Origin of the sequence: Microvirga sp. CF3062, assembly GCF_036314045.1 — a bacterium.
Lineage (GTDB): Bacteria > Pseudomonadota > Alphaproteobacteria > Rhizobiales > Beijerinckiaceae > Microvirga.
Window position 1 is genome coordinate 342804 of the sequence record NZ_JAYGGN010000006.1, and the last position, 23100, is coordinate 365903.

The 23100-nt window shown below is 64.9% G+C and carries 17 protein-coding genes; 10 read left to right on the forward strand and 7 right to left on the reverse strand.

What is annotated here, in order from left to right; genetic code table 11:
* Positions 1-181: 181 nt before the first annotated feature.
* A complete protein-coding gene (locus VB618_RS13445) occupies positions 182-4927 on the reverse strand; it encodes a hypothetical protein (RefSeq protein ID WP_329797179.1) in 4746 nt (1581 codons plus the stop codon).
* A gap of 317 nt (positions 4928-5244) precedes the next feature.
* Between VB618_RS13445 and VB618_RS13450 the strand changes: the two genes are divergently transcribed.
* Positions 5245-5565, forward strand: a complete 321-nt coding sequence (locus VB618_RS13450) for a 2Fe-2S iron-sulfur cluster-binding protein (protein WP_329797180.1) — start codon at positions 5245-5247, stop codon at positions 5563-5565.
* A gap of 15 nt (positions 5566-5580) precedes the next feature.
* On the forward strand, positions 5581-6006 hold the full coding sequence (locus VB618_RS13455) for a universal stress protein (RefSeq protein WP_329797181.1): 426 nt from the start codon (positions 5581-5583) through the stop codon (positions 6004-6006).
* Positions 6007-6072: 66 nt separating this feature from the next.
* Here the strand turns inward: VB618_RS13455 and VB618_RS13460 are convergent, their stop codons facing one another.
* The 4 genes from VB618_RS13460 to VB618_RS13475 all read right to left on the reverse strand — a co-directional run bounded on the left by VB618_RS13460 (position 6073) and on the right by VB618_RS13475 (position 11297).
* Positions 6073-6642, reverse strand: a complete 570-nt coding sequence (locus tag VB618_RS13460) for a hypothetical protein (protein WP_329797182.1) — start codon at positions 6640-6642, stop codon at positions 6073-6075.
* 61 nt (positions 6643-6703) lie between these two features.
* The gene (locus VB618_RS13465; protein ID WP_329797183.1) at positions 6704-7879 is read right to left on the reverse strand and encodes a vWA domain-containing protein; all 1176 of its coding nucleotides are present in this window, start codon (positions 7877-7879) and stop codon (positions 6704-6706) included.
* Between the two features lie 63 nt (positions 7880-7942).
* Positions 7943-9787: a cation:proton antiporter domain-containing protein gene (locus VB618_RS13470; protein WP_329797184.1), complete on the reverse strand. Its 1845-nt coding sequence runs from the start codon at positions 9785-9787 to the stop codon at positions 7943-7945.
* 223 nt (positions 9788-10010) lie between these two features.
* A complete protein-coding gene (locus tag VB618_RS13475) occupies positions 10011-11297 on the reverse strand; it encodes a cystathionine gamma-synthase family protein (RefSeq protein WP_329797185.1) in 1287 nt (428 codons plus the stop codon).
* A 102-nt stretch (positions 11298-11399) separates the two neighbouring features.
* Here VB618_RS13475 and VB618_RS13480 point away from each other — a divergent pair, with 102 nt between their 5' ends.
* Together VB618_RS13480 and VB618_RS13485 are read left to right on the forward strand one after the other, a co-directional pair.
* Positions 11400-12248 (forward strand): AAA family ATPase, encoded by an 849-nt coding sequence (locus tag VB618_RS13480; RefSeq protein WP_329797186.1) that lies wholly within the window; start codon positions 11400-11402, stop codon positions 12246-12248.
* A complete protein-coding gene (locus tag VB618_RS13485) occupies positions 12248-12772 on the forward strand; it encodes a SixA phosphatase family protein (RefSeq protein ID WP_329797187.1) in 525 nt (174 codons plus the stop codon). The genes VB618_RS13480 and VB618_RS13485 overlap by 1 nt, the downstream gene beginning before the upstream one ends.
* On the opposite strand, the gene VB618_RS13490 is transcribed toward VB618_RS13485, so the two are convergent.
* A complete protein-coding gene (locus VB618_RS13490; protein WP_329797188.1) occupies positions 12769-13290 on the reverse strand; it encodes a GNAT family N-acetyltransferase in 522 nt (173 codons plus the stop codon). The two genes, VB618_RS13485 and VB618_RS13490, sit on opposite strands and share 4 nt — an antisense overlap.
* Positions 13291-13439: 149 nt before the next feature.
* On the opposite strand from VB618_RS13490, the gene VB618_RS13495 reads away from it, so the two are divergent.
* The 4 genes from VB618_RS13495 to dksA all read left to right on the forward strand — a co-directional run bounded on the left by VB618_RS13495 (position 13440) and on the right by dksA (position 17584).
* A complete protein-coding gene (locus tag VB618_RS13495; protein ID WP_329797189.1) occupies positions 13440-14513 on the forward strand; it encodes a hypothetical protein in 1074 nt (357 codons plus the stop codon).
* A 68-nt stretch (positions 14514-14581) separates the two neighbouring features.
* Positions 14582-16030: a YcjX family protein gene (locus VB618_RS13500; protein ID WP_329797190.1), complete on the forward strand. Its 1449-nt coding sequence runs from the start codon at positions 14582-14584 to the stop codon at positions 16028-16030.
* Positions 16027-17013 carry a YcjF family protein gene (locus VB618_RS13505; protein WP_329797191.1) on the forward strand — a complete coding sequence of 329 codons (987 nt, stop codon included), beginning with the start codon at positions 16027-16029 and terminating at the stop codon, positions 17011-17013. Before VB618_RS13500 ends, VB618_RS13505 begins: the two co-directional genes overlap by 4 nt.
* A 151-nt stretch (positions 17014-17164) precedes the next feature.
* Positions 17165-17584, forward strand: a complete 420-nt coding sequence (gene dksA / locus VB618_RS13510; protein ID WP_036350657.1) for an RNA polymerase-binding protein DksA — start codon at positions 17165-17167, stop codon at positions 17582-17584.
* A gap of 80 nt (positions 17585-17664) precedes the next feature.
* On the opposite strand, the gene VB618_RS13515 is transcribed toward dksA, so the two are convergent.
* Positions 17665-18906, reverse strand: coding sequence for a hypothetical protein (locus VB618_RS13515; protein WP_329797192.1), 1242 nt, complete (start codon positions 18904-18906; stop codon positions 17665-17667).
* A gap of 386 nt (positions 18907-19292) precedes the next feature.
* On the opposite strand from VB618_RS13515, the gene cckA reads away from it, so the two are divergent.
* On the forward strand, positions 19293-21824 hold the full coding sequence (gene cckA / locus VB618_RS13520; protein ID WP_329797193.1) for a cell cycle histidine kinase CckA: 2532 nt from the start codon (positions 19293-19295) through the stop codon (positions 21822-21824).
* A gap of 171 nt (positions 21825-21995) precedes the next feature.
* Positions 21996-23090: a recombinase RecA gene (recA, locus tag VB618_RS13525; protein WP_329797194.1), complete on the forward strand. Its 1095-nt coding sequence runs from the start codon at positions 21996-21998 to the stop codon at positions 23088-23090.
* Positions 23091-23100: the final 10 nt, after the last annotated feature.

Genomic DNA, 23100 nt, shown 5'->3' on the forward strand with positions numbered 1-23100 from the left:
TGTCGTCCCCGGCGGTCCACAGGACCGGGAAGGGGATCCACTGACACGCTCGGTGCTATGGATTCCTTCCCCTGTGCTGACGCTCTGGCCGGGAATGACAACCCCTATAAGGGCCTCTTTATCAACGAAAAACGCGGCCCAGAGGCCGCGTTTTTCATGTTCAGCGAGAACTTGAACCCGCTCAGTCGAACCGGCCGCTCGCATGGGCCAGCATGGTGTAGACCTTGCCAGTCTCCGAGGTGAGGTAGGTCTTCGTCAGCATGGAGTCGCGGTCGTCACGGGAGACCTCGGCGAGCAGGCGCTCGAACTCTTCCACGTAACGGTCGACCGTTTGCCGGAACTCCTCGTCACGGCCGTACTTGCGGCGGATCTCGTCGAAGGTCTGCTGACCCTGCAGGGTGTAAAGCCGGCGGGTGAACACGTTGCTCTCGCCGCGACGATAGCGGTCCCACAGCTCCACGGCCGCGTCGTGATCAATCATGCGGGCGATATCGACCGAGATCGAGTCGAGCGACTCGAGGCTATTGGTGCGAGTGCGGTCGGGGCGGCCCGCATGGCTGCGGGACGGCTCCACCGTATCCTCGCGGGAGGCGCGGTTCAGGAGGTCCGACAGCCAGCCGCCACGGGCACCGGCCTCAGGGGCGGCTGGCTCCTGACGGCGGGGAGCCGGACGCTCGGCCGCCGGCGGAGCTACCTGGCGCACGGGCGCAGGAGCCGGAGCAGGCTTGGGTTCCACCTGACGCGCCACCGGTGCCGGAGCAGGGGCGGGTGTCGGGGCAGGTGCCGGGGTCTGGGCGATCCGTTGCTCGACTGCGGCGGCCACAGCCGCCATGGTTGCAGCAACCGGGGTCTCGTTGACGGCTGCCTTGCGCGGCTGAGCGGCGGGAGCCGCGTCGACCAGGCGGTTCGAGCGCGACACGAGAGCCGACAGCTCGTTCAGGGCCTTGATCTGGTCGGCGACGACGCGGCGCATATTGGCGGTCGTCTCCTGGGTCTCCTGCGGCAGCTCGACGACGCCGCGGCGGAGTTCGGCGCGGGTAGCCTCCAGCTCGCGCTGGATATTGCCCGTCATGCCGCGCAGCTCGCCCATCGCATCGCGGAACTTCGCGGTGGCGCTGCCCAAAGCCTCGGCCATCTCGGCCGTCGCCTGCTCGTAGCTGGCGCGCAGGGCCTCTGCGGTCCGCTCGCTCTCCTGGCCGGTGGTGGCGCGGATGCGTTCGAACTGCTCGCCGATGGCGGCCGTAGTGGTGTCGGCCGCTGAGGACAGGACTGAGCCGATCTGGCGCGCCTTGGACTCGGCGTTCTGGAGGGAGCCCTCCAGGAGGGTGGTAAAGGAGCGCGTGACGGATTCGAGATCCTGCGAGCGCTCGCCGATCCGGGTCAGGAGCTCGTCCAGGGCCTGCTGGCGGCCGGAGAGCGCCTCGTTCATGCGAGCCTCGACGCGCTCCAGGGCAGATGCGGCCTCGGTGAGGGTGCGCATCTGCTCCCCGGTGGTGCTGGTGAGCGCCTGTCCGCGTTCCTCGAGGCTGCGGGCCAGTTCCAGGGCCTGCTGAATCGCGCCGGACGACACGTTGCGCAGTTCGTCGACCTGCTCGGCCACCTGATCGGAGGCGCGGCCGGTCTGGGTGGCGATGTCCGACAGGAGCGTCTCGATGTGCTGGACGCGTCCGGCCAGACCGTCCTCGACGGCGCCGAGATTGCTGCTGGCCGAAGCCGCCACCTGCTGGAGCATGCGGTTGGCGTCGGTCAGGCGACCGAGCACGTCGGTGAGCTCGCCGCGCAGGCGCTCGTTGGCGCCGGTGAGAGCCTCGACCGTCTGCTCGGTTCCCTCGTTGATGGAAGCACGCACGGCTTCCGTCGACTGCAGGTAGGAGGCGGTTAGCTCCATCGTGCGGTCCTGGAGCGACGAGAGGAGGGTGGTGCTGCGGTCCTGCAGGCTCTCGATGACCGCATTGCTGCGCTCTTCGAGACCGCGCAGGGTCATATCGCTGATGGCGGCAACCTCGCGGCCGATGACCTCGCCACGGCTGCCCAGGCTCTCGACAAGCGAGGCGCCTTGCGTGTCGAAGATCGAGCGGATCTCGCCGATGCGGCCGGTGAGCGAACTGAGAACGGCCTGGCCGCGCTCGTCGATGGTCTCGGCAGCGCCGGTGAGGCGGTTGACGACGCTGTCCTCGAGCATCGTGACGCTCTGGTTCAGAGCGGCGGCAAGCTCCTCGGTGCGGCTGCCCAGCGTCGCGGCGATTTCTTCCGCGCGGCTGCCCAGGGTCTGGTTGATCTCGAAGGCACGGGCGCCGAGGGTCTCGGAAATCTCGTCAGCGCGGCTGCCCAGCACCTCGTCGATCGCGGTGATGCGACCGTCGAGGGAGAGGCCGATCTGCTCGGCCTTGGAGGAGAGGGTGTCGGCGATGGCGTTGGTCTTGGCCGTGATCGCCTGGCTGATCTCGTCCACGCGGGCTTGGAGGGCCGTGGCCACGTCGCGGCCGCCTTCGGCCATGACGCGCGCCATTTCGCCGGTGCGCACCACGAGGGCCTCGTTGAGGGCCGTGGAGCGGGCACCGAGCACGCTGTCGACCCGCTCGACGATGGTGTCGAAATTGGCCGTGATCTCGGTGGTGCGGCGGGAGGCATGCTCCTCGAGGGCCGAAAGCTGCGTCTCGATGGCGGTGGTCGCCTCACGGGCACGCTCGGTGAAGGACTCGGCCACGGTGCGGCCCTGCACTGTGATCAGGCGGTCCATCTCTTCAAGGCGGCCTGTGATGGTCTCCGTCATGCTGCCCACATCGCGGGAGATGCGCTCGGCCACTTCGCTGCCTCGGGTCGTGACGTCCTCCAAAGCCGTGAGCCGGGCCACGAGGGTCTCTTCCATCTCGCGGGTGCGGGTGTCGACGGTGGTGGACAGGGTCTCGGACGTCCGATTGAGAGCCTCGTTGACGCGCGAGCCCTGGCTGGCGATGGCGAGAACGATGTCCTTCGCCGCATTGGCGAGGCGGGTCTGCGCATCCTCAGTATGGAGGGACAGGGTCTCGGAGAACTCCTGACCGCGGTTTTCGAACGCGGAGCGGAATTCCTCGACCTGGGTTCCCATGAGGTTCGACAGACGCTCGCCGGCCTGGGTGAGGCTGGTCTCAAGCGACTGGCCCTGGACCGTGACGGATTCGCTGACGCGCTGACTGGCGGTCTCAAGTCGGCTGGCGAGATCCTCGACACGGGTGCCGATCGACTCGTCGGCGAGCCGCACAGCGCTCTCCAGGTGCTCGCGCACCTCGCTGCCGCGCAACACGATCTCATCGACGACGCCGGTGCCCGTGCTGGCGAGCTGCTCGCGCAGGGAGCTGCCGCGGGTTGCAAGCTCTTCAATAAGTGAGGAGGCCGTGACGGCAAACTCCTCGCGCACGGTGCCGCTGCTGGTGGTAAGTGCCTGAACCAAGGAGGCTCCGGTCTCGGAGAGCTGCTCTCGCACCTGAGTGCCGCGAGTCACGATCTCCTCGCTTACGGAAGAGCCGGCCTCCGCGATCTGGTCACGCATCTCGGCCGTGCGGGCGGAGATGTCGTCCGCGATCACGCCACCGGTTGCGGCAAGCTTCTCGGTGATTTCAGATCCGCGCTGGGCGAAGCTGTCTTCCAGGCTGCGGGCCGTCTGCTCGAAGGCTTCGCGCACGTCGTTGCCCTGCTGGGCGAGAGCGTCGATCACGCCGCGGCCGGTCTCGGCCAGGGTGCGGGTGACCTGGCTTGCGCCGTCCTGCAGGTGGCGGGTCAGGAGGTCGCCAGTTCGCTCGAAGGCGCCGGTGATGTCCTGAGCCTTGCTCTCAAGGGCGGTCGTGATGGTGACGCCCACCTCCGAGATGCCGTTCTTGATCTCGTCGCTGGAGCCTGCGAGGCGATCGACCAGCTCGACGCCGCGGCTCGCCATCTCCTCGACGACGCGCTCGCCGGCGCGGCCGAGGGCCTGGGTGATGTGGTCGCCCTGCTGCTCCAGGGAGGCGGTGACCTTGTCGCCGGCGCCGCTGACAGCGGACACAACGCGCTCGCTGGCGCCGTCGAGATCCTGGATCAGACTCTGGTGCACGCCGGTAATCGAGCCGCGCACGCGCTCCGCGTTCGACACGATGGCCTCGCGCTGCGCCACCAGCTCGTCGATGAGCGAGCGGATGCGGATCTCGTTGTCGGAATAGGCGCGCTCGAGCGTCGAGATTTCGCTGCGCACGAGGGTCTCGAGCTCGCCGGCGCGGGCCAGCGCCCGCTCGACGCCGTCGCCCACGGCCGCCACTTCACGGCGCACGGCCTGCGAGACGGAGAGGACCGCGTCGGTTGAGAAGCTCTCGGGCTGGGCGAGGCGTGTGGCCACTTCGCCGATTGCGCGGGCCACCATCTTCATCTCCTGCGAGCGGACGGTGAGCATGGCGGCGATGTAGAATAGGAAGATCGGCCCTACGAGACCGACGGCGCCGAGCGCAAGCTGGGAGGTCGAGAACGTGGCGAGCAATTGCTCGGGCGTCGTGATCCCCTGCGTATAGACGAGGGCGCCGATGCCGCCGAGCCAGAGGAGCGACAGGAAGGCCGCCATCCAGTAGGCGCGCCGGGAGGGGCGGGCCTGAAGGGCCTGCAGCATCACGCCGACATTCTGGCGGTCGTCGTTGGCAACGGCGTTCCGGTCGGGGGCGATGAAGCCGGAACGGGCCATGTCGTCGAGCCGCGGGTCGTGGTCGTCGGCGTGAGCGGAAAGGGAGTCCGAGCCAAGGCCGAAGGGGCCTCTGGTGAAGTCGTGATCGTCGATGTCCGGCAGCTTGGGGTCGTCGCCGAAGGGCTTGTCACCCGGCCGAGACGGGGTGTGGATCACGAAAGTTTCGTCAAGGTTGAGTGCCTGCTCCACAGCCGTAAGGGCTGCTTCAGCCGGGTCCTTCATCTTCTTGTTCTCGGTCGCCATGATCCGCCCTCGTGACGCAACTGATGATTCTGAAGCCGCACTCTGTTCACGAAAAGCAAGGTGAATGCATGGCCTCAGCCGCTACGGATGAACCATTGATGGCACTTCCGCACGGTAATCTGTCATTTACCAAGCAAGTCTAGCGGCCGAACTGAAACAAGGAAACCAATTGTCCCCTGTCACTTGTGAACGTCGTTAACGGCTTAGTAACCTGCACTGCGGGGCACAATGCGGCAAAAAGACGGCATGCGTCGGGCCCGTCTCTCGTCTTCCGGTGCAGTCTGTCATAAGTATGCGCCAGCAAGCAGAGGTCCGCAATGATCCAGATCACGTTCATCGATACTGAGGGAACCTCCCGCACCGTCGAGGCGGAGGAGGGCGCAACCGTCATGGAGACCGCCATCCGCAATGGCGTTCCCGGCATCGAGGCCGAGTGCGGCGGGGCCTGCTCCTGCGCGACCTGCCACGTCTATGTGGCCGAGGAGTGGGAGGCCGCCACCGGCCAGCCTCAGCCCATGGAGGAGGACATGCTCGATTTCGCCTACGACGTGCGCCCCAACTCGCGACTTTCGTGCCAGATCCGGGTGCGGCCGGAGCTCGACGGTCTCGTCGTTCACACTCCTAGCCGCCAAGGCTGACCCGGAGGCTGATCCATGTTCAAGACCATTCTCGTTCCTGTTGATCTCGGTGAGGTCGAAGCGGCCAAGTCTGCCATCGACAAGGCGGTCGAACTCGCCGGAACCTCCGGTGGCTCCCTAAGGCTCATCTATGTGCGGGCCATCGTGCCCGTCACCTACATGGAGTTCATGCCTCCAGCCTTCGACGAGGAACAGCAGGGACAGGCAGACACCAAGCTCGCCGAGGTGGCGGCCGGGGTCGCGCTTCTGGCCGAGCGCGTCTCGGCCGTCGTCCGTCTCGGCTCCGTCTATGCCGAGGTCCTGGAAGAGGCCGAGCAGACAGGCGCCGACCTTATCGTGGTCGGCTCGCACCGGCCGACCATGGCGACCTATCTGCTCGGCTCCAACGCCTCCACCATCGTGCGCCACGCAAGGTGCTCGGTGCTGGTAGTGCGGGCTTGAAGTTCTCGCTCACTGTCACTCCGGGCTGGGCTCTGACGAGCCGCCCCGGAGTGACAGTGAGCGAGATCATGACGCCTTCGGCAGCAGTTCTTCCGGTAGCGCTTCCGACCGGAAGGGGCGGGGCTTGTTGAGCCTGATCATCGGCTCGATCTGCCAATAGCCGACAATGGCAAGCAGAATCCCCAGCAGCGCAACCGAAGTCGCGCCCATCTGGAAGGCCTGCCAGACCAGGTAGGCCATGGCCAGGAGGGACGCGATGGCCAAGCCGGATGTCGGAAGCCACAGGCCGATGGGCTTGCCGGCCACGAACCGGGCCTGGGGATTGGCCTGGACGATGGCGTCGCACAGGGTTTTCACGAAGGAACGGTATTCCTTCGTCATCTCCTTGGCCTCCACGAGGCTCTTCCAGTCGAGGGAGTTGAAGGTGAAGGACTTGCCGTCCTTCATGATCACCTTCGTTCGGAAGGATCGTTGGGCCAGCCGTCCGGGTTCGAAGGTCATGCGCACGGTGTCCACCGCGCCGAGCTGAACTTCATGCACCTTGCGGCCGGAATCCACCGTGAGCGTGCTGCCCTTGAGGGTGAAGGAGATCGGGCCGCTGAAGGGCTTGGGGCTGTGGCTGTAGGTTTGGGACATGAGGCTTCTTATCTGCGCATCGTCTTTTCGGCAAACCGGCTCCCACTTTGCAGGATGATGCTCACCGTACCAATTCCCGCATCGCGTGGTCGATGCCTTCGAGATTGAGCGGATACATGCGCTCACCGAAGGTCTGCCGGATCAGATTGATCGACTGCGTATAGCCCCAATGCGGCTGCGGCACCGGGTTCAGCCACACGGCCTTGGAGAAATGATCGAGGATCCGCCGCAGCCAGACCTGGCCCGCCTCCTCGTTCCAGTGCTCCACGGAGCCGCCGGGATGGGTGACCTCGTAGGGACTCATGGAGGCGTCGCCCACGAAGACCACGCGGTAATCCGACAGATAGGTGCGGATCACGTCGAGGGTGGGAATCTTCTCGTCGAAGCGTCGGCGGTTTTCCTTCCAAACGTTCTCGTAGACGCAGTTGTGGAAGTAGAAGTGCTCGAAATGCTTGAACTCAAGGCGGGCGGCTGAGAACAGCTCCTCGGCGATCTCGATGTGCCAGTCCATGGAGCCGCCCACATCGAGAAAGAGCAGCACCTTCACGGCATTGCGGCGCTCGGGCCGCAGGCGCACATCGAGATAGCCCTTGTGGGCGGTCTCGTGAATGGTCTCGTCGAGGTCGAGCTCTTCCGCCGAGCCGGTGCGGGCGAAGCGGCGCAGGCGCCTCAGGGCGATGCGCATGTTGCGCACGCCGAGTTCGACGCTGTCGTCGAAATCCCTGAACTCGCGCTTGTCCCACACCTTCACGGCGCGGAAGTTGCGGTTCTTGTCCTGGCCGATGCGCACGCCTTCCGGGTTGTAGCCGTAGGCGCCATAGGGGGAGGTGCCGGCGGTGCCGATCCACTTGTTGCCGCCCTGGTGGCGCCCTTTTTGCTCCTCAAGGCGTTTTTTAAGGTTCTCCCAGAGCTTGTCCCAGCCCATGGCCTCGATCTGGCGCTTCTCCTCGTCGGTGAGGTAGCGCTCCGCGAGCTTGCGCAGCCATTCCTCCGGGATCTCCGTTTCTTCGACCGCCCGGCCTATGCTCTCAAGGCCCTTGAACACATGGGCGAAGACTCGGTCGAACTTATCGAAATGCCGCTCGTCCTTCACCAGGCAGGTGCGGGAGAGATAGTAGAACTCCTCCACGTTCTTGTCGGCGAGATCCCGGTCGAGCGCTTCCAGCAGGGCGAGATATTCCCGGAAGGAGACCGGCACCTTGGCCGCACGCAGCTCTGTGAAGAAGGTCAGGAACATCGCGCCAGTGTCCGGCAACGGACAAGAAGGTCAATAGGGCAGGCCGGTTTCAAGAGACTCGCGTCAGGACACTTTCGTCACCTGCTCGATCGCAGGTGAGGGATGCGACTTGCCGACACGCCGCCGCGCCCGAAACACAGCCCGATCCGGATCGTGTTTCGGATTGCTCTTCTTGAGGATCTCCCGGAACTCGTCGCGCCGTTCATGGATCGAGGCGATCACCAGCCCCATGGGAACGCCGATATCGCTCAAGACAGCCTCGCTCAGCTGAAGAGAGGCCTCGATGGTTTCCGGAACAGCATCATCCACCCCGAGTTCGTAAAGCTGGGTGGCGTGGCGAGCGTCGCGGGCGCGCGCCACGATGGTGATTTCAGTGCATTCCTGCCGCGCGGCGGACACGACAGCCTCGATGGAGCTGAGGGTGTCGAGGGTGATGACCAGTGCAACCGCCCGGTCGATGCCGCAGGCCCGCAGGAACTCCGGGTAAGAGCCGTCGCCGTAATAGACCGGCTTGCCTGCCTTGCGCTCCGCCGCCACGCGGGCGGGATCCAGATCGATGGCAAGGTAAGGGATCTTGTGACGGTCAAGCATCTCGCCGACAAGCTGCCCGACCCGTCCGTAACCGGCGATGATCACACGTCCGACCTCGTCGGCCGGTGGGGAGATGGTGACGAGGGGATCGAGCGGCTTGCGAACCTCCAGCTTGCGACCCAGGCGCTGCCCCAGTCGCGCCAGGAGCGGGATCGCCACCATCGTGAGGGTCGTCACGAGGAGAAGGTTCTGTCCGATTCCGCTCGGCACGAGGCCGGCAATCATCGCCGCTCCCAGGATCACGAGGGCGAACTCGCCGCCGGGGCCGAGGAGGAGGCCGGTTTCGGCCGCCTCTGCCGTGTTGAGGCCGTAAGGGCGCCCCAGAGCCATGATGGTCAGAGTCTTGATGATGATGACCGTCGCAGCGAGCGACAGGATCAGCACCGGGGCTTCGAGGAAGCGAACCAGGTCGAGGCTCATGCCGACCGATACGAAGAAGACGCCGAGGAGCAGCCCTTTAAAGGGCTGGATCGTGACATCGACGGCGCGGCGATACTCGGTTTCCGACAGGAGGATGCCGGCGATGAAGGCGCCAAGCGCCATCGAGAGTCCGCTGACGGCGGCGATCAGACTGGTCACCATTACGACGAGCAGGCAGGCCGCCATAAAGAGCTCCGGGCTCTTCGTGGCCGTGACGAGTTGGAAGAAGGGCCGAAGGATGATGCGGCCAAGTCCGATGATCAGGCCCAGTGCGAGGACCGCCTGCAGGAGCAGAATGACAAAAGAGGAAAGTGTCACCTCGGGCTTGCTGGTATCGAGCACCGCAATGGTGAACAGGATCGGAGCGACCAGCAGATCCTGGAACAGCAGAGCCGAAAAGCTCGCGCGCCCGGCGACCGTGTTGAGGCGTTTCCGCTCCGCCAGAACGGGGATCACGATGGCCGTTGAGGACAGGGCCAAGGCCAGACCAACAATGGTTGCGGCCGTAATCGTATCAACGGTTCTGAATGCGTAAAAGGCGATGCCGAGAACCAGGGCGCCCAGGAACACCTGAAGGGATCCAAACCCGAAGACGAGACGGCGCAGGGTGCGAAGACGCTGCCAGGACAGCTCGATGCCGATGGTGAAGAGCAGGAAGACCACGCCGAACTCGGCGAGCCGGGATGTGCCCTCCGGATTGGTGAAGGTCAGCCAGTCGACCCAAGGATATTGCGGAATGAGACGCCCGAGACCGTAGGGTCCCAGCAACGCGCCCGCTGCCAAGAACCCCAGCACCGGGCTGATCCTCAGCCGGTGAAAGACAGGGACGACGACAGCGGCCGTTGCCAAGAAGAGGATCGGTTCCTGATAGGCATAGAGGTCTATCGCAGCGGCCATTGCTTCCTTCCAGTCGAGAGCATTGTCGTTCTAGCCGCGAGGGATGCGCAAGAGGTTAATGCTGCTTGAGGTAGATGGCGGGCGCGACAAGAATGCATGGGGCGTGTCTGCCTACGCGTCATCCCGGACGCCGTCAGGCGATCCGGGATCGTTATCAATCAAAGCGCATATATCGTCATGCGATCCCGGGTTCCGCTCTGCGGCCCCGGGATGACGAGCGAGTTCAACCCAGCGTCGACAACGCCTGCGCCAGATCGGCCACCAGATCGTCCGGATGCTCGATGCCGATGGAGACGCGGATGGTGGCATCGCTGACGCCGAGGCGGTCGCGTGTCGCTTTCGGTACGCCGGAATGGGTGGTGGAGGCCGGATGCGAGATCAGCGACTCGGTTCCGCCGAGGCTCACCGCTAGCTTGAAGACCTGGAGCGCGTTGAGCACCCGGAAGGCCTCTGCCTCGCCGCCCTTCACGTCGAAGGAGAAGGTCGAGCCGGGAGCATCGCACTGCTCCTCATAGACCTGACGCGCGCGCGAGCCCTCGGGCAGGTAGGCGAGGTGGTGGACCTTCACCACGCTCGGGTGCTCGTGCAGGAACTGCGCCACGATCTCCCCATTGCGGTTCGCCGCGTTCATGCGCAACGCCAAGGTCTCGAGCGAGCGGCCGAGCATCCAGCAGGAATGCGGATCGAGCTGGGTGCCGATGGAGGAGCGCAGCATACGCACCGTCTTCATCAGCTCCTTGGAGCCGAGCGCCGCGCCAGCGATCAGGTCCGAATGGCCGCCCACATACTTCGTGAGCGAATAGACCGAGATGTCGGCGCCGTTCTTCAGAGGCTTCTGAAAGACTGGTCCAAGCAGGGTGTTGTCGCACACGATCACCGGGCGGTGCCCCTGGGCTGCACCGATCTCCTCCGCGACGGTGCGGATGAGCGCGATGTCCACCAGGGTGTTGACCGGATTGGAGGGGGTCTCGATCTTGATCACCGAGACGCGGCCCTTGGCCATGGCCTCCTTGGCGGCGGCCCGGATGCCGGCCTCGTCGACGCCGTCCCCAAAGCCCACGGCTCCGATGCTCATGTTGGCGAGCGTCTTGGCGATCAGGGTCTCGGTGCCGCCGTAGAGCGGCTGGGAATGGAGGATCACGTCGCCGGGCCGGGCGAAGGCCAGGATCGTGGTTGCGATGGCCGACATGCCGGAGGAGAACAGGAGGCCCGCCTCCGCCTCCTCGTAGATCGCGAGCCTGTCCTCGACGATCTCGGAATTCGGGTGGTTGAAGCGGGAATAGACGAGGCCGGCGGCCTCTCCTTTAGGCGGCTCGCGCCGGCCTGACACGTAATCGAAGAATTCCTTGCCGTGCTCGGCGCTGTTGAACACGAAGGTCGAGGTGAGGAAGACCGGGGGCTTCACCGCACCTTCCGACAGGGTCGGGTCATAGCCATAGCCAAGCATCAGGGTCTCGGGCTTGAGCTTATGATTGCCGATGCGGTCCTTGTGGTAGCGGTTGTAAGCCATAGGTCATGTCTCCCATTTGTTTGTCATGGGCTTAGCCTATGAAGGCGATTGCCGAAAGGCTGGGGCAGGACTTAGGGTCGGATTAAAGCGAGGAAGAGTGGAATGGCGCGTTTTGCCGGAACTGAGTCCTATGTAGCCACCGAGGATCTAACGGTCGCCGTCAATGCCGCGATCACCCTCGAGCGTCCGCTCCTGGTCAAGGGCGAGCCCGGCACGGGCAAGTCGGTCCTGGCGGAGGAGATCGCCCGGAGCCTGGACGCCCCTCTCCTGACCTGGCACATCAAGTCCACCACCAAGGCCCAGCAGGGCCTCTACGAGTACGACGCCGTGTCCCGCCTGCGGGACAGCCAGCTCGGCGATCCGCGCGTGTCGGACATCCGCAACTACATCAAGCGTGGCAAGCTGTGGGAGGCCTTTGCCTCGGATGAGCGGCCGGTGCTGCTCATCGACGAGATCGACAAGGCCGACATCGAGTTCCCGAACGACCTGTTGCTCGAACTCGACCGCATGGAGTTCTTCGTCTACGAGACCGGCGAGACGGTCAAAGCCGCCCGGCGCCCCATCGTGATCATCACGTCCAACAACGAGAAGGAGCTGCCGGACGCGTTCCTGCGCCGCTGCTTCTTCCATTACATCAAGTTCCCCGATCCGGAGACCATGGCCCGCATTGTCGAGGTGCATTTTCCCGGCATCAAGCGCCGGCTGGTCGAGGAGGCACTCAAGATCTTCTTCGACGTTCGCGAGGTGCCCGGCTTGCGGAAGAAGCCCTCCACCTCGGAACTGCTCGATTGGCTCAAGCTCCTGCTCTCGGAGGATATCGGCCCGGAGCAATTGCGTGAGCGCGACACCCGCAAGCTCATCCCGCCGCTCCACGGGGCGCTTTTGAAGAATGAGCAGGATGTGAGCCTGTTCGAGAAGCTGGCCTTCATCGCCAGACGGGAAGGACGCTGATGCTCCGCCTCTTGCTCCTGCGCCATGCCAAGTCCGGCTGGCCGCCCGGCATCCTCGATGTCGACCGGCCCCTCGCGAAGCGGGGGCAGGAGGCTGCCCTCGTCATAGGCGATTACCTGAAGCGGGAGCGGCTCGCACCCGATCTGGCCATCGTCTCCTCAGCCCGGCGCACGCAGGAGACCTGGGAACGGGTCCAGCCCATCCTCGGCGAGATCGAGATGCGTCTGGACGGGCGCATCTATGAAGCTCCCGTCGGGCGATTGCTGGAGGTGGTCCGGGAGGTGAAGCCGGAGATCGGCACCCTCCTGCTCATCGGCCACAACCCTGGCTTCGAGGAACTCGCCAAGCTCCTGATCGGCGAAGGCGACATGGACAGCATCCTGCGCCTCGGCCAGAAATACCCGTCCGCCGGCCTCGCGGTGATCGATTTCGAGCTGACGAGCTGGGGCGATGTCGCCAAGAAAGCCGGCCGTCTCGAGCGGTTCGTGACGCCGAAATTCTTAGGGAGCGGCGAGGACGATTAGGCGTCTCCGGGCTGCAGCAGGTCGAGATAGAGCAGTTCCTCGTCGTAGAACGTGTCGCCGACCCGAAGGGCCTTAAGCTGGATGCCGTAGGGCTTGAACCCGAGCCCATGATAGGTGCGCCGGGCGCCGTCATTGGCGAGCCCCACCGCGGCTTCCAACATGATCACATGCCGGGAGGCATGGTCGATCACGCTCTGGACGAGCCTTTTGCCCACACGGTGCCCACGCCATTCCGCCTTCACATAGACGCCCCACAGAAGACCCTTGTGGCGGGCTTTGACCCGATCATAGACGGCAAAGCCCGCCATGCCTGCGAGGGCATGATCGGCGAACGCCCCGAAGACCACGTTCGGGCTTGCGGAGAGACGCGCCCGGATCGCCTCCAGCGGCAGGGACGCATCTTCCTCGTAGCTCGCACCGAAGGCCTCGGGCGCAACGGTGAGCGCCTCCAGCCTCAGGTCGCGAAATCCTTCAGCGTCCGATGGTTCGAGAGTACGGATCAGGATGTCGGAGGTCATGGATGCCTGCTGCCGATGAGAGCGTATTGGTGGAATGCACGATCTTAGCGGTCAAGAGCGGGGATTGAGGATGAACCTATCCGCCCCACCATCGTTTGGCCTGAAACCCTCCTGATTGTTTTCCGCCGAAGCAGGGGCTGATCCTCATCATGGTGCCTCAGACGTTTTATGCGCTCGTCCTTGCGGTTCGCGCGCTCCTGCCCGGCGACTCTGATCCTCGCGGCGGTGATGCCTTGCAGCCCGAGCCGCAGGCTGCTGCGGCGCGGTATGAGCCCACCAGCCGCGAGGTCACCAACTGGCGCTCCGAGGCCATGGACGCCCTGGAGCCGAAGCCCGTGGTGGCTATGGTCGCCCTGTTCCGGGCCGAGCGCCCCTTCGTGACCCGCTGCGTGAAGCTCAACAATTACTGGTGCATCAAGAGCGCGCGCTGGAACGGCGAACTCGCCACCGACACCGAGGGCCATGTGGGCTTCGTCTCGGCGGATCACAGCGCCGATGCCGCTGCCACCCTGCTTCGGCGCTACTACATGGAGTTCAACCGCAAATCCGCCCTCGACATCGTGCGCCGCTGGGCGCCGGCCGAGTGCAACGTCGCGACCGGCATCGGCGGCGTGGCGATGCTGGCCGTGAGGGGAATCGGCGGCACGGTCCGGGCCCAATACCTCGCCTCGCGGAGGAACAAGGGTGGGGCGGTGCGCTACACCGCCAAAGCGGGTCCGAGCGGCAAGCCGGGCCGGGTGTCCATGGTGATTCCGATGGCGTCGAAGACGCCGCAATACCGGGTGCCGAGCATTGCGGCCGGTATGGGCGAGAAGCCAAAGCCTGCCAGGCAGCCGGAGCCTTTGGTGGCTGCCAGGCGCAAGCCGGCGAAGGAGCCCGCCGCTACGGCCTCCACATCGAGGCCAGCTCCGAAGGTCCAGGTCGCGGCTGCCTGCCCCTCCGAGGAGCAGCGGCACCGCAATTATGCGGGCCGGATGGTGGAGGGTTTGGGCTTGGGACCGACAGACGACCTGAAGCTCTTCGCGGATGACGGGACACCCCTGTCCAACCTCACTCACGTGATGCTCGCCATGTCGGCTTTCGAGTTGGGGGCTCTGCGGGCGAGCCCCGAGCTGGTGGAGGGTGCGATCGAGCGGGCGATCGCGAAAGTGCAGGAGAACGCGAAGGCTGCTGCGCAAAAGGCTGAGGTGTCCAAGCATGGCCTCACAAGCGTGGAGCGCTAGGGCGCCTTGCACGTTAGGATTTCAAGCCCCACCTACGAGCTTGGCTTGAGAGCATTAGGTTCATCTTCGTGTCCGTCATCACCGATCTCGCCTCCCGCGCCGGGTCTGCTGCGCAATCGATCTGGGAGGCCTCCGGCCAGCTGGTCCAGCCCTCCCTCCGCCTTGGCGTCACGGGCCTTGCCCGCTCCGGCAAGACCGTCTTCACCACGGCTCTCGTGCATCACCTGACCCGGGGCACGAACCTGCCGGCCTTCCGGGCCTCGGCCGAAGGCCGCATCCGGCGGGCGCAACTGGCGCATCAGCCGGACGATGCGGTGCCGCGCTTCCCTTATGAGGAGCACATGGCGGCCCTCACCGAGAGCCGCCGCTGGCCCCAATCCACCAAGCGGATCAGCGAGCTGCGGGTGGACGTTGAATACGAGCGCAAGGCCGGCTGGCGCACGGGTCCGGCTTCGCTTGCCCTCGACATCGTGGATTATCCGGGCGAATGGCTGCTCGATCTGGCGCTTCTCGATGCAGGCTATGCGGAATGGTCCCGCCAGACGATTCAAGCGAGCCGCAAGCGCGACCGCGCCCCGGTGGCGGGCCACTGGCATGAGGCACTGAAAACCCTCGATCCGTCAGGTGCTTCCGACGAGATGCTCGCGTCGAGGGCAAGCGAAGCCTTCAAGGAATACCTCACGGCGTTACGTGCAGGCTCGGAAGCGGTGGCGACGACTCCGCCGGGGCGGTTCCTCATGCCGGGCGATCTTGCAGGATCCCCGGCGCTCACCTTCGGACCGCTCGATCTGCCCCAGGGCCAACCCATCGCGGCGGGGAGCTTTGCGGCCCTGATGGAGCGGCGTTTCGAGGCCTACAAGACCCATGTGGTCCGGCCGTTCTTCCGCGACCATTTCCAGCGCATCGACCGCCAGATCGTGCTGGTCGACGTGCTCGCCGCCATCGATGCGGGACCTGTGGCGCTCGCCGAACTGGAGGAGGCGCTGGATCAGGTGCTCATGGCCTTCCGCACCGGTCGCAACACGCTCCTGTCGCGACTGTTTTCGCCCCGGGCCGACCGGGTTCTGTTCGCAGCCACCAAGGCCGATCACATCCATCATACGGATCATGACCGGCTCGACGCCATCCTGCGCATGCTTGTGAACCGGGCCTCGCGCCGGACCGAGGCTGCCGGTGCGCGGGTGGGCACGGTGGCGCTCGCCTCCGTGCGTGCCACCCGGGAGACCACCATCCGCGAGGGGCGCGAGACCCTGCGGGCCGTTGCCGGAATTCCGGAGGCGGGCGAACGGGTCGGTGATGAGATCTTCGACGGGGAGGCGGAAGCCGCGATCTTTCCGGGCGAGCTGCCCGAGAGTGCCGAGGCGGTGTTTCAGGGGGCTGTGCCGCCGGGCTCGTTCCGGTTCCCGCGTTTCCGTCCGCCAAAGCTGCCGGTCGACGCGGCAGGCCGCATGGCCAAGATGCCCCACATCCGCCTCGACCGGGCCCTTGAGTTCCTGCTGGGGGATCGCTTCTCATGAGCCGCCAACCTCGCGCCTATCGCCTCGACCATCCCAACATCACCGCCGGCGCCGTGCAGGTCACGGAGGAGCCCTTCGATGCCATCGAGGCCGCCGACGGCGTCGTGGTGCCGATGGGCGGGAAGCGCCGGGCGCCCTGGCTCGGCATTCTTTTGTCTGCCCTGTCGGGACTCCTTCTGCTGGGCTTGGGCCTCGCGGTCGAGAACCTGGTCGTCGATCTCTACCGCGTTGCGCCGTGGCTGGGCTGGCTGGCGCTCGCCCTCGCCGTGCTGGCCGTGATGGCCTTCCTGGCCATCATCGGGCGCGAGATTTCAGGGATCTGGCGTGAGCAGAAGATCGAGAGCCTGCGCGAGGCGGCGGTCGACGCGCTGGCCGTCAAGGACCACAAGGCCGCGAAGGGCATCGTGTCGGATCTCATCAGCCTTTATGGCGGCCGGACCGCGGCCGCGCAGGGGAACGCCCGTCTCAAGGGGCTCACCGACGAGATCATCGACGCGGATGACCGCCTCGCGATTGCGGAGCGCGAGCTGCTTGCACCCCTCGATATGCAGGCCAAGCGCGCCATCGCCGGGGCGGCAAGGCAGGTCTCGCTTGTCACGGCCGTGAGCCCCCGCGCCATCGTCGATGTGGCGTTCGTGATCTTCGCGGCGGTGCGGCTTCTGCGGACCTTGGCCCGGATCTATGGCGGCAGGCCGGGCTTCCTCGGCTTCCTGCGGCTCGCCAAGGCGGCCTTCAACCACCTTGCGGTCACTGGAGGCGTGGCGGTCGGCGACAGCCTCATGCAGCAGGTGCTGGGCCTGGGGCTTGCGGCGCGAATATCCGCCAAGCTTGGCGAGGGGGTGCTGAACGGGCTCATGACCGCCCGGTTCGGCTTGGCCGCCCTGTCCGTCTGCCGGCCGCTCCCCTTCATCCGCGAGGAAGCGCCCAAGATCGGCGATGTCGCGGGAGAGCTGATCAGCCGGGCAGAGGCAGCCGCCTCCTGACGGTGCGACATATCGTTCGGCTTGAGCCTATCCAAGGCTCTTAAGGGGTGTCGGGGCCCATTAGACAAATCGATGACGCTTAATCTCGTTGTCGCGGTCCCTCCTTGCCTATATAGGGGCGCCACGGTTCATCGGGGAAGAACGGCTGAACATGACAGATAGCGTGATTGATGAAGGCTACCGTCCAACAGAAGACGAGCCTTTCATGAATGAACGGCAGAGGGAGTATTTCAGGCGCAAGCTGATCCGCTGGAAGCACGACATCCTCAAGGAAGCTCAGGAAACTCTCGCGACGCTGCAGAGCGAGAACGAGAATCATCCTGACCTTGCGGATCGCGCCTCCTCGGAAACGGACCGCGCCATCGAGCTTCGCGCCAGGGATCGTCAGCGTAAGCTGATCGCCAAGATCGATGCCGCGCTCGCGCGGATCGAGGACGGCTCTTACGGCTATTGCGAGGAGACGGGCGACCCGATCTCCCTCAAGCGCCTGGAGGCCCGTCCTATCGCGACGCTCTCCCTCGAGGCGCAGGAGCGCCACGAGCGCAACGAGCGGGTCTACCGGGACGACTGATCCCGGCCTGCTTTAAACATCAAAAAGGGCTCCGCTGGCGGAGCCCTTTTTCTTTGGTCGTCAGGGGAGGGATTCCAGCCTCACCCCTTCTTGTTCGGGTCGAGCGGACGTCCCAGCAGGCGGGCGAATTCCGCTTCAATATCCTCGACGGAGAACGGGTCGGCTGCCTTCTGTTCGGAGGCTGGTTCCTTGGCCTGAGGTGGAAGAGGAGCTGACGCGGGAGGCGGCGGCGGAGCTGTTCGGACCGGCTCGACGGGCGGCGCAGGCTGGTCTGGGGCGGGGGCTTCAAGCTCCTCGACCGGATCCTCTTCCTCTACGGGCTCGTCATAGGACGTGACGGGTTCCTCCTCAGCCGGGGTCGGCTCGACAGGAGGGGCTTCCTCATCGCTGATGTCTTCATGCACGGTCGGCGATGCCACGATGACCGAGGCCTGCGGAGGAGCCGCCGGCGGAGAGACGGGGTTTGCCGGGCGCTTCAGGGCCTCTTCGAGCTGCTTTGCCATATCTGAGAGGAGGCTGGCATCGGGAGCGGACCGCTCGCTCGCTGCCGGCTCAGGAGGCCTGATGGGCTCGGGCTGCTGTGCTGCCGGCGGGGCCGGCGGCACAGGGGTTGCACGCGACTGGAAGGGCGGAGGGGTGAATTGAGGGCGCGGCTCGGGGCGCTCCACTGGGGGAGGCGGGGGTGGTGCGGGAGGCGTGTTCTGAAATATCGGGGTTCTCGCCTCGGCGCGCAGGCCCTGAATTGAGGGAGACGCGGAAACTGCAACGGCATCCGGCTTCAGGACCGGTTCGGGATGGGCCGGAACCGGTGCGCTGACCTGGGCGACCGGGGAGAGCTCCTCCTCGCTGTCGGATTCCTCCGACGGACGGCGCACGAAGGCCCCAAGCTGGGCGGCGAGCTGGCTCTCGATGGAAGGCCTTCCATTGGATTCAACCTGTGGCGCGCGAGGCGATTGATCCAGCGAGGGCTCGAAGCGCTCGGCACCCATGTCGACCGAAGGAGCGGGAATGCGCGCGCCGGCAACGCGGACGATGTTGGTCTCGATCACCACATCGTTGGGGCCGCCGATAAGGAGGAGGTGCTCGACATTGTCCCGGCGGAGCAGAAGAAGCTGCCGCTGCCGGTCGAGATCATACACATCCACGATGCCCAGCCGCGGCTGGCGGCTGCGACCGCCGCGATCGCTGCCAGGCATGATCAGGCGGCCACCCCATACTTTGCGCAGGACGAGCCCTAAGAGCACGAGCAGGATCAAAATGATCGCGAAGGCGATTGCAAATTGAACTGCCCGCGGTGCTTCGAGACCGAAAAGAGATGACACGATGAACTCTCAAACGTTGACTGGCCCTCGCAGGCCACTTCTGTGTTGGTTGTACCACATTGACCGCCAAAGCCACCGGCAAGGTTAACAGATGGTTAACGCGATCCGGCTTCGGCATGGGGCTGAAAGCACAGGAAAAGCTCTCTGTGATCCGTCCAAGATGGGGCCGACGGCCCTTACATCAAGGAAAATAAGGATTCCTGTGACGGCTCTCATCGTCGAGACCTGCATCGCCTGGACTGGCCCTTGCATCCGTTGGCGATGGCGCCTTAGAGGTCGATCAATAAATACCGTGTAATATGATCGGAACAGATTGAGCGGTTGGCCGCAACCCTGCAGCCGGTGTCGTGAGGCACATCCGCCTCCGTTGAGGATGTTGACATTCTATGGCTTACGAAGGCGATACGCCAAAGGGTTCGGCCATCGACCGCTCCGACCGTCACGGCCATATCGGATGGGTGCTGCTCCTGGCTGGCCTTCTCGTCGGCGCAACGTTGAGCCTGCGTTTTCTCGGCATCGAACAAGCCCAACCTTTGATCCTCGGACTTCTGGCGTTCTTCGCCATGGCGGGCGTCTTTTTCCTCTTCGCAATGGCGATCGGTGTCGTTCAGTTCTCCGGTCAGACCGCCCGCAACGATATCACCAAACTGATGGCCGACACTTCCGGGGACGGACTCGTGGTGGTCGAGGATGACGGGCGCATCGCCTACGCCAACGAAGCCTATCTCGCTTCCGCCGGATTGCAGGGCGGCGAGGTGCTGCCGGTCGAGCGCCTGTTCATCGGTACGCCCGAAGTGTCGGAGGCTATCTACCGGCTGGCGCAGGCGGCGCGCGAGCATCGCACGGGCACGGAGGAGATCCGCCTGTCTCCATCGCTCAACAATGCGCGGGAATTCGGTTGGTACCGGGTGCGCGTGCGGCCTGTTCCGCGCCCCAAGGGGCGGCAGGCGGCACTCTGGGCCATTTCCGAAGTGACTCATGAACGTGAGCGCCAGGAGAACGTCTTCCAGGAACTTCAGCATGCCATCGACTATCTCGATCATGCACCCGCAGGATTCCTGTCGGTCGATCCCGGCGGTTCCGTTATCTATCTGAATGCGACGCTCGCGTCCTGGCTCGACTACGATCTCGCGCAGGTTGGTTCTGGCGGGTTGAGCCTTTCCGATGTCGTGCCGGGCGACGTGGCATCGATGATGACGTCGTTCTCCGGCGAGCCGGGCAGCGTGCGCACCGAAACCTTCGATCTCGACCTGCGCCGCCGCAACGGTCAGTTCCTGCCGGTGCGCCTGTATCACCGTATCGCATTCGGCCAGGACGGCCGCATGGGTGCATCGCGCACCCTCGTTCTCAACCGCTCGGCCGGAGGAGACGTCGACGAAGGGCAGCGCGCGGCGGAGGTGCGCTTCGCGCGCTTCTTCAACAACACCCCCATTGCCATCGCGACCGTCGACCGCGCAGGCCGGATCGTCCATGCCAATGCGCCGTTCTCCAGGCTCTTCGGCGCGCTGCCGCGTACGGGCGATAATGGCGCAGACGGCGCTTCGATTCCCGATATCTTCCGTGAGCGCGACGCCATCGAGGCAGCCCTCAAGGCGGCGGCCGAGAATAGGGGGGGCATTCCGCCCCTTGAACTGCAGACCGCGGCTGAGAGCGGCGGCTCGGTTCGTGTCTGGGTCACCCCTGTCGGCGATACCGGCGCGGACGGAGAGACGGCGATCCTCTACGCCCTCGACACCACCGACTTCCGCAAGGTCGAGGAGCAGTTGGCGCAGGCTCAGAAGATGAACGCGGTCGGACAGCTCGCCGGCGGCGTAGCGCATGACTTCAACAACGTGCTGCAGGCCATCATCGGCTACAGCGACCTGCTGCTCGCCAACCATCGGCCAACGGATCCGTCCTTCCAGGACATCATGCAGATCAAGCAGAACGCGAACCGGGCCGCGGGCCTCGTGCGACAGCTGCTTGCCTTCTCGCGCCGCCAGACCCTGCGGCCGGAGGTGCTGAACCTCAACGACCAGCTCTATGATCTCTCCATGCTGCTCAAGCGCCTCCTGGGCGAGCGCGTGGCGCTGGACCTCAATCACGGTCGCGATCTCTGGTTCGTGAAGGCGGACGTCAATCAATTCGAGCAGGTGGTGGTGAACCTCGCGGTGAATGCTCGCGATGCAATGCCGGGCGGCGGCAAGCTCGCGATCCGGACAGTGAACGTCACTGCAGCCGAGGCTGAGCGGCTCAATGTGAGCGCCATGCCGGCGGCCGATTACGTCATGGTCGAAGTGTCCGATACGGGCTCCGGCATGACGCCAGAAATCATCGAGAAGATCTTCGAGCCGTTCTTCACCACCAAGGAAGTGGGCAAGGGCACGGGCCTGGGGCTTTCCACCGTGTTCGGCATCGTCAAGCAGTCTGGCGGCTACATCGACGTGGATTCGAGGCCGGGGGAGGGCACGACCTTCCGGATCTACCTGCCGCGGCACATTCCGGCCGTGCAGGAGGTCCCCGAGGAGGTGAAGCCCGAGGTGGCCAAGAAGCCGGCTGCCGACATGACCGGGGAGGGCACAATTCTCCTGGTAGAGGACGAGGACCCCGTGCGCGCCGTGAATGCCCGCGCGCTCTCCGCCCGCGGCTACACGGTGCTGGAGGCAGCCTCCGGTGTCGAGGCCATGGAGATCATCGAGCAGCGCGGCGCGCCCGTCGACCTTGTAGTCTCCGACGTGGTGATGCCCGAAATGGACGGCCCGACCTTGTTAGGCGAGTTGCGCAAGCTCTACCCGGATCTCAAGGTGATCTTCGTCTCCGGCTATGCAGAGGAAGCCTTCCGCAAGAACCTGCCCGAAGGGGAGGAGTTCAACTTCTTGCCCAAGCCCTTCAGCCTGCGTCAGCTGGTGGAAACGGTGAAGCAGACCATAGAGCGGTAAGTGGCTGATTTAACTGTTCCTTAACCCTGCGGCATCGTGCCCGGCGCAGGAGCTGTGAATCCCCAAATGAGAACGAAAAAAGAACTTGTACAGGGGAACAAAGTGAGTACATATATTCTCTCAACACCGCGTTGAGATTCACTCTTCCTCCTGCCATAAGGATGTTAGGTCATGTCACAGTCCTCCCTGAGACTGGTGGAAAGTTCATCAATGGACAAAGAAAAAACGAAAGCTCTCGACGCGGCGCTCTCCCAGATCGAGCGTGCCTTCGGCAAGGGCTCGATCATGCGGCTCGGCAAGGGCCAGCAGCCAGTGGAGATCGAAACTGTTTCGACGGGTTCCCTCGGCCTCGATATCGCGCTCGGCGTCGGCGGCTTGCCGCGCGGCCGCGTCATCGAGATTTACGGGCCGGAATCCTCTGGTAAGACCACGCTGGCGCTGCACACCATTGCCGAAGCCCAGAAGAAGGGCGGCGTCTGCGCCTTCGTCGACGCGGAGCACGCGCTTGACCCGGTCTATGCCCGCAAGCTCGGCGTCAACCTGGACGATCTCCTGATCTCCCAGCCCGATACCGGCGAGCAGGCGCTTGAGATCTGCGACACCCTGGTTCGCTCTGGTGCCATCGACGTGCTTGTCATCGACTCCGTGGCGGCCCTGACCCCGAAGGCCGAACTCGATGGCGAGATGGGCGACGTGCAGCCGGGCCTCCAGGCGCGCCTGATGAGCCAGGCCCTGCGCAAGCTCACCGGCTCGATCTCCCGGTCGAAGACCATGGTGATCTTCATCAACCAGATCCGCATGAAGATCGGCGTCATGTACGGGAGCCCCGAGACGACCACGGGCGGCAACGCCCTGAAGTTCTACGCCTCCGTGCGCCTCGACATTCGCCGTGTCTCGACGCTCAAGGATCGTGACGATCCGATCGGCAACTCGGTGCGCGTGAAGGTCGTCAAGAACAAGGTCGCTCCGCCCTTCAAGCAGGTCGAGTTCGACATCATGTTCGGCGAGGGCGTGTCCAAGGTGGGCGAGCTCATCGATCTCGGCGTCAAGGCCGGCATCGTCGAGAAATCCGGCGCCTGGTTCTCCTATGACAGCCAACGCCTCGGCCAGGGTCGTGAGAACTCGAAGCAGTTCCTGCGCGACAACCCGGAGGTCGCGGACAAGATCGAGGGGCTCATCCGCCAGAATGCCGGCTTGCTCGCCGACCGCATCCTGGAGCAGGCGACCCCGACTGCCGAAGACCTGGATGAAGGCTCCGATGAATAAGTTTTTGCTC

What these genes read in the sequence shown, in the direction of transcription:
- VB618_RS13445 (WP_329797179.1), bottom strand. Translation starts at nt 4,927, where the DNA reads ATGGCGACCGAGAACAAGAAGATGAAGGACCCGGCTGAAGCAGCCCTT.
- VB618_RS13450 (WP_329797180.1), top strand. Translation starts at nt 5,245, where the DNA reads ATGATCCAGATCACGTTCATCGATACTGAGGGAACCTCCCGCACCGTC.
- VB618_RS13455 (WP_329797181.1), top strand. Translation starts at nt 5,581, where the DNA reads ATGTTCAAGACCATTCTCGTTCCTGTTGATCTCGGTGAGGTCGAAGCG.
- VB618_RS13460 (WP_329797182.1), bottom strand. Translation starts at nt 6,642, where the DNA reads ATGTCCCAAACCTACAGCCACAGCCCCAAGCCCTTCAGCGGCCCGATC.
- VB618_RS13465 (WP_329797183.1), bottom strand. Translation starts at nt 7,879, where the DNA reads ATGTTCCTGACCTTCTTCACAGAGCTGCGTGCGGCCAAGGTGCCGGTC.
- VB618_RS13470 (WP_329797184.1), bottom strand. Translation starts at nt 9,787, where the DNA reads ATGGCCGCTGCGATAGACCTCTATGCCTATCAGGAACCGATCCTCTTC.
- VB618_RS13475 (WP_329797185.1), bottom strand. Translation starts at nt 11,297, where the DNA reads ATGGCTTACAACCGCTACCACAAGGACCGCATCGGCAATCATAAGCTC.
- VB618_RS13480 (WP_329797186.1), top strand. Translation starts at nt 11,400, where the DNA reads ATGGCGCGTTTTGCCGGAACTGAGTCCTATGTAGCCACCGAGGATCTA.
- VB618_RS13485 (WP_329797187.1), top strand. Translation starts at nt 12,248, where the DNA reads ATGCTCCGCCTCTTGCTCCTGCGCCATGCCAAGTCCGGCTGGCCGCCC.
- VB618_RS13490 (WP_329797188.1), bottom strand. Translation starts at nt 13,290, where the DNA reads ATGACCTCCGACATCCTGATCCGTACTCTCGAACCATCGGACGCTGAA.
- VB618_RS13495 (WP_329797189.1), top strand. Translation starts at nt 13,440, where the DNA reads ATGGTGCCTCAGACGTTTTATGCGCTCGTCCTTGCGGTTCGCGCGCTC.
- VB618_RS13505 (WP_329797191.1), top strand. Translation starts at nt 16,027, where the DNA reads ATGAGCCGCCAACCTCGCGCCTATCGCCTCGACCATCCCAACATCACC.
- dksA (WP_036350657.1), top strand. Translation starts at nt 17,165, where the DNA reads ATGACAGATAGCGTGATTGATGAAGGCTACCGTCCAACAGAAGACGAG.
- cckA (WP_329797193.1), top strand. Translation starts at nt 19,293, where the DNA reads ATGGCTTACGAAGGCGATACGCCAAAGGGTTCGGCCATCGACCGCTCC.
- recA (WP_329797194.1), top strand. Translation starts at nt 21,996, where the DNA reads ATGTCACAGTCCTCCCTGAGACTGGTGGAAAGTTCATCAATGGACAAA.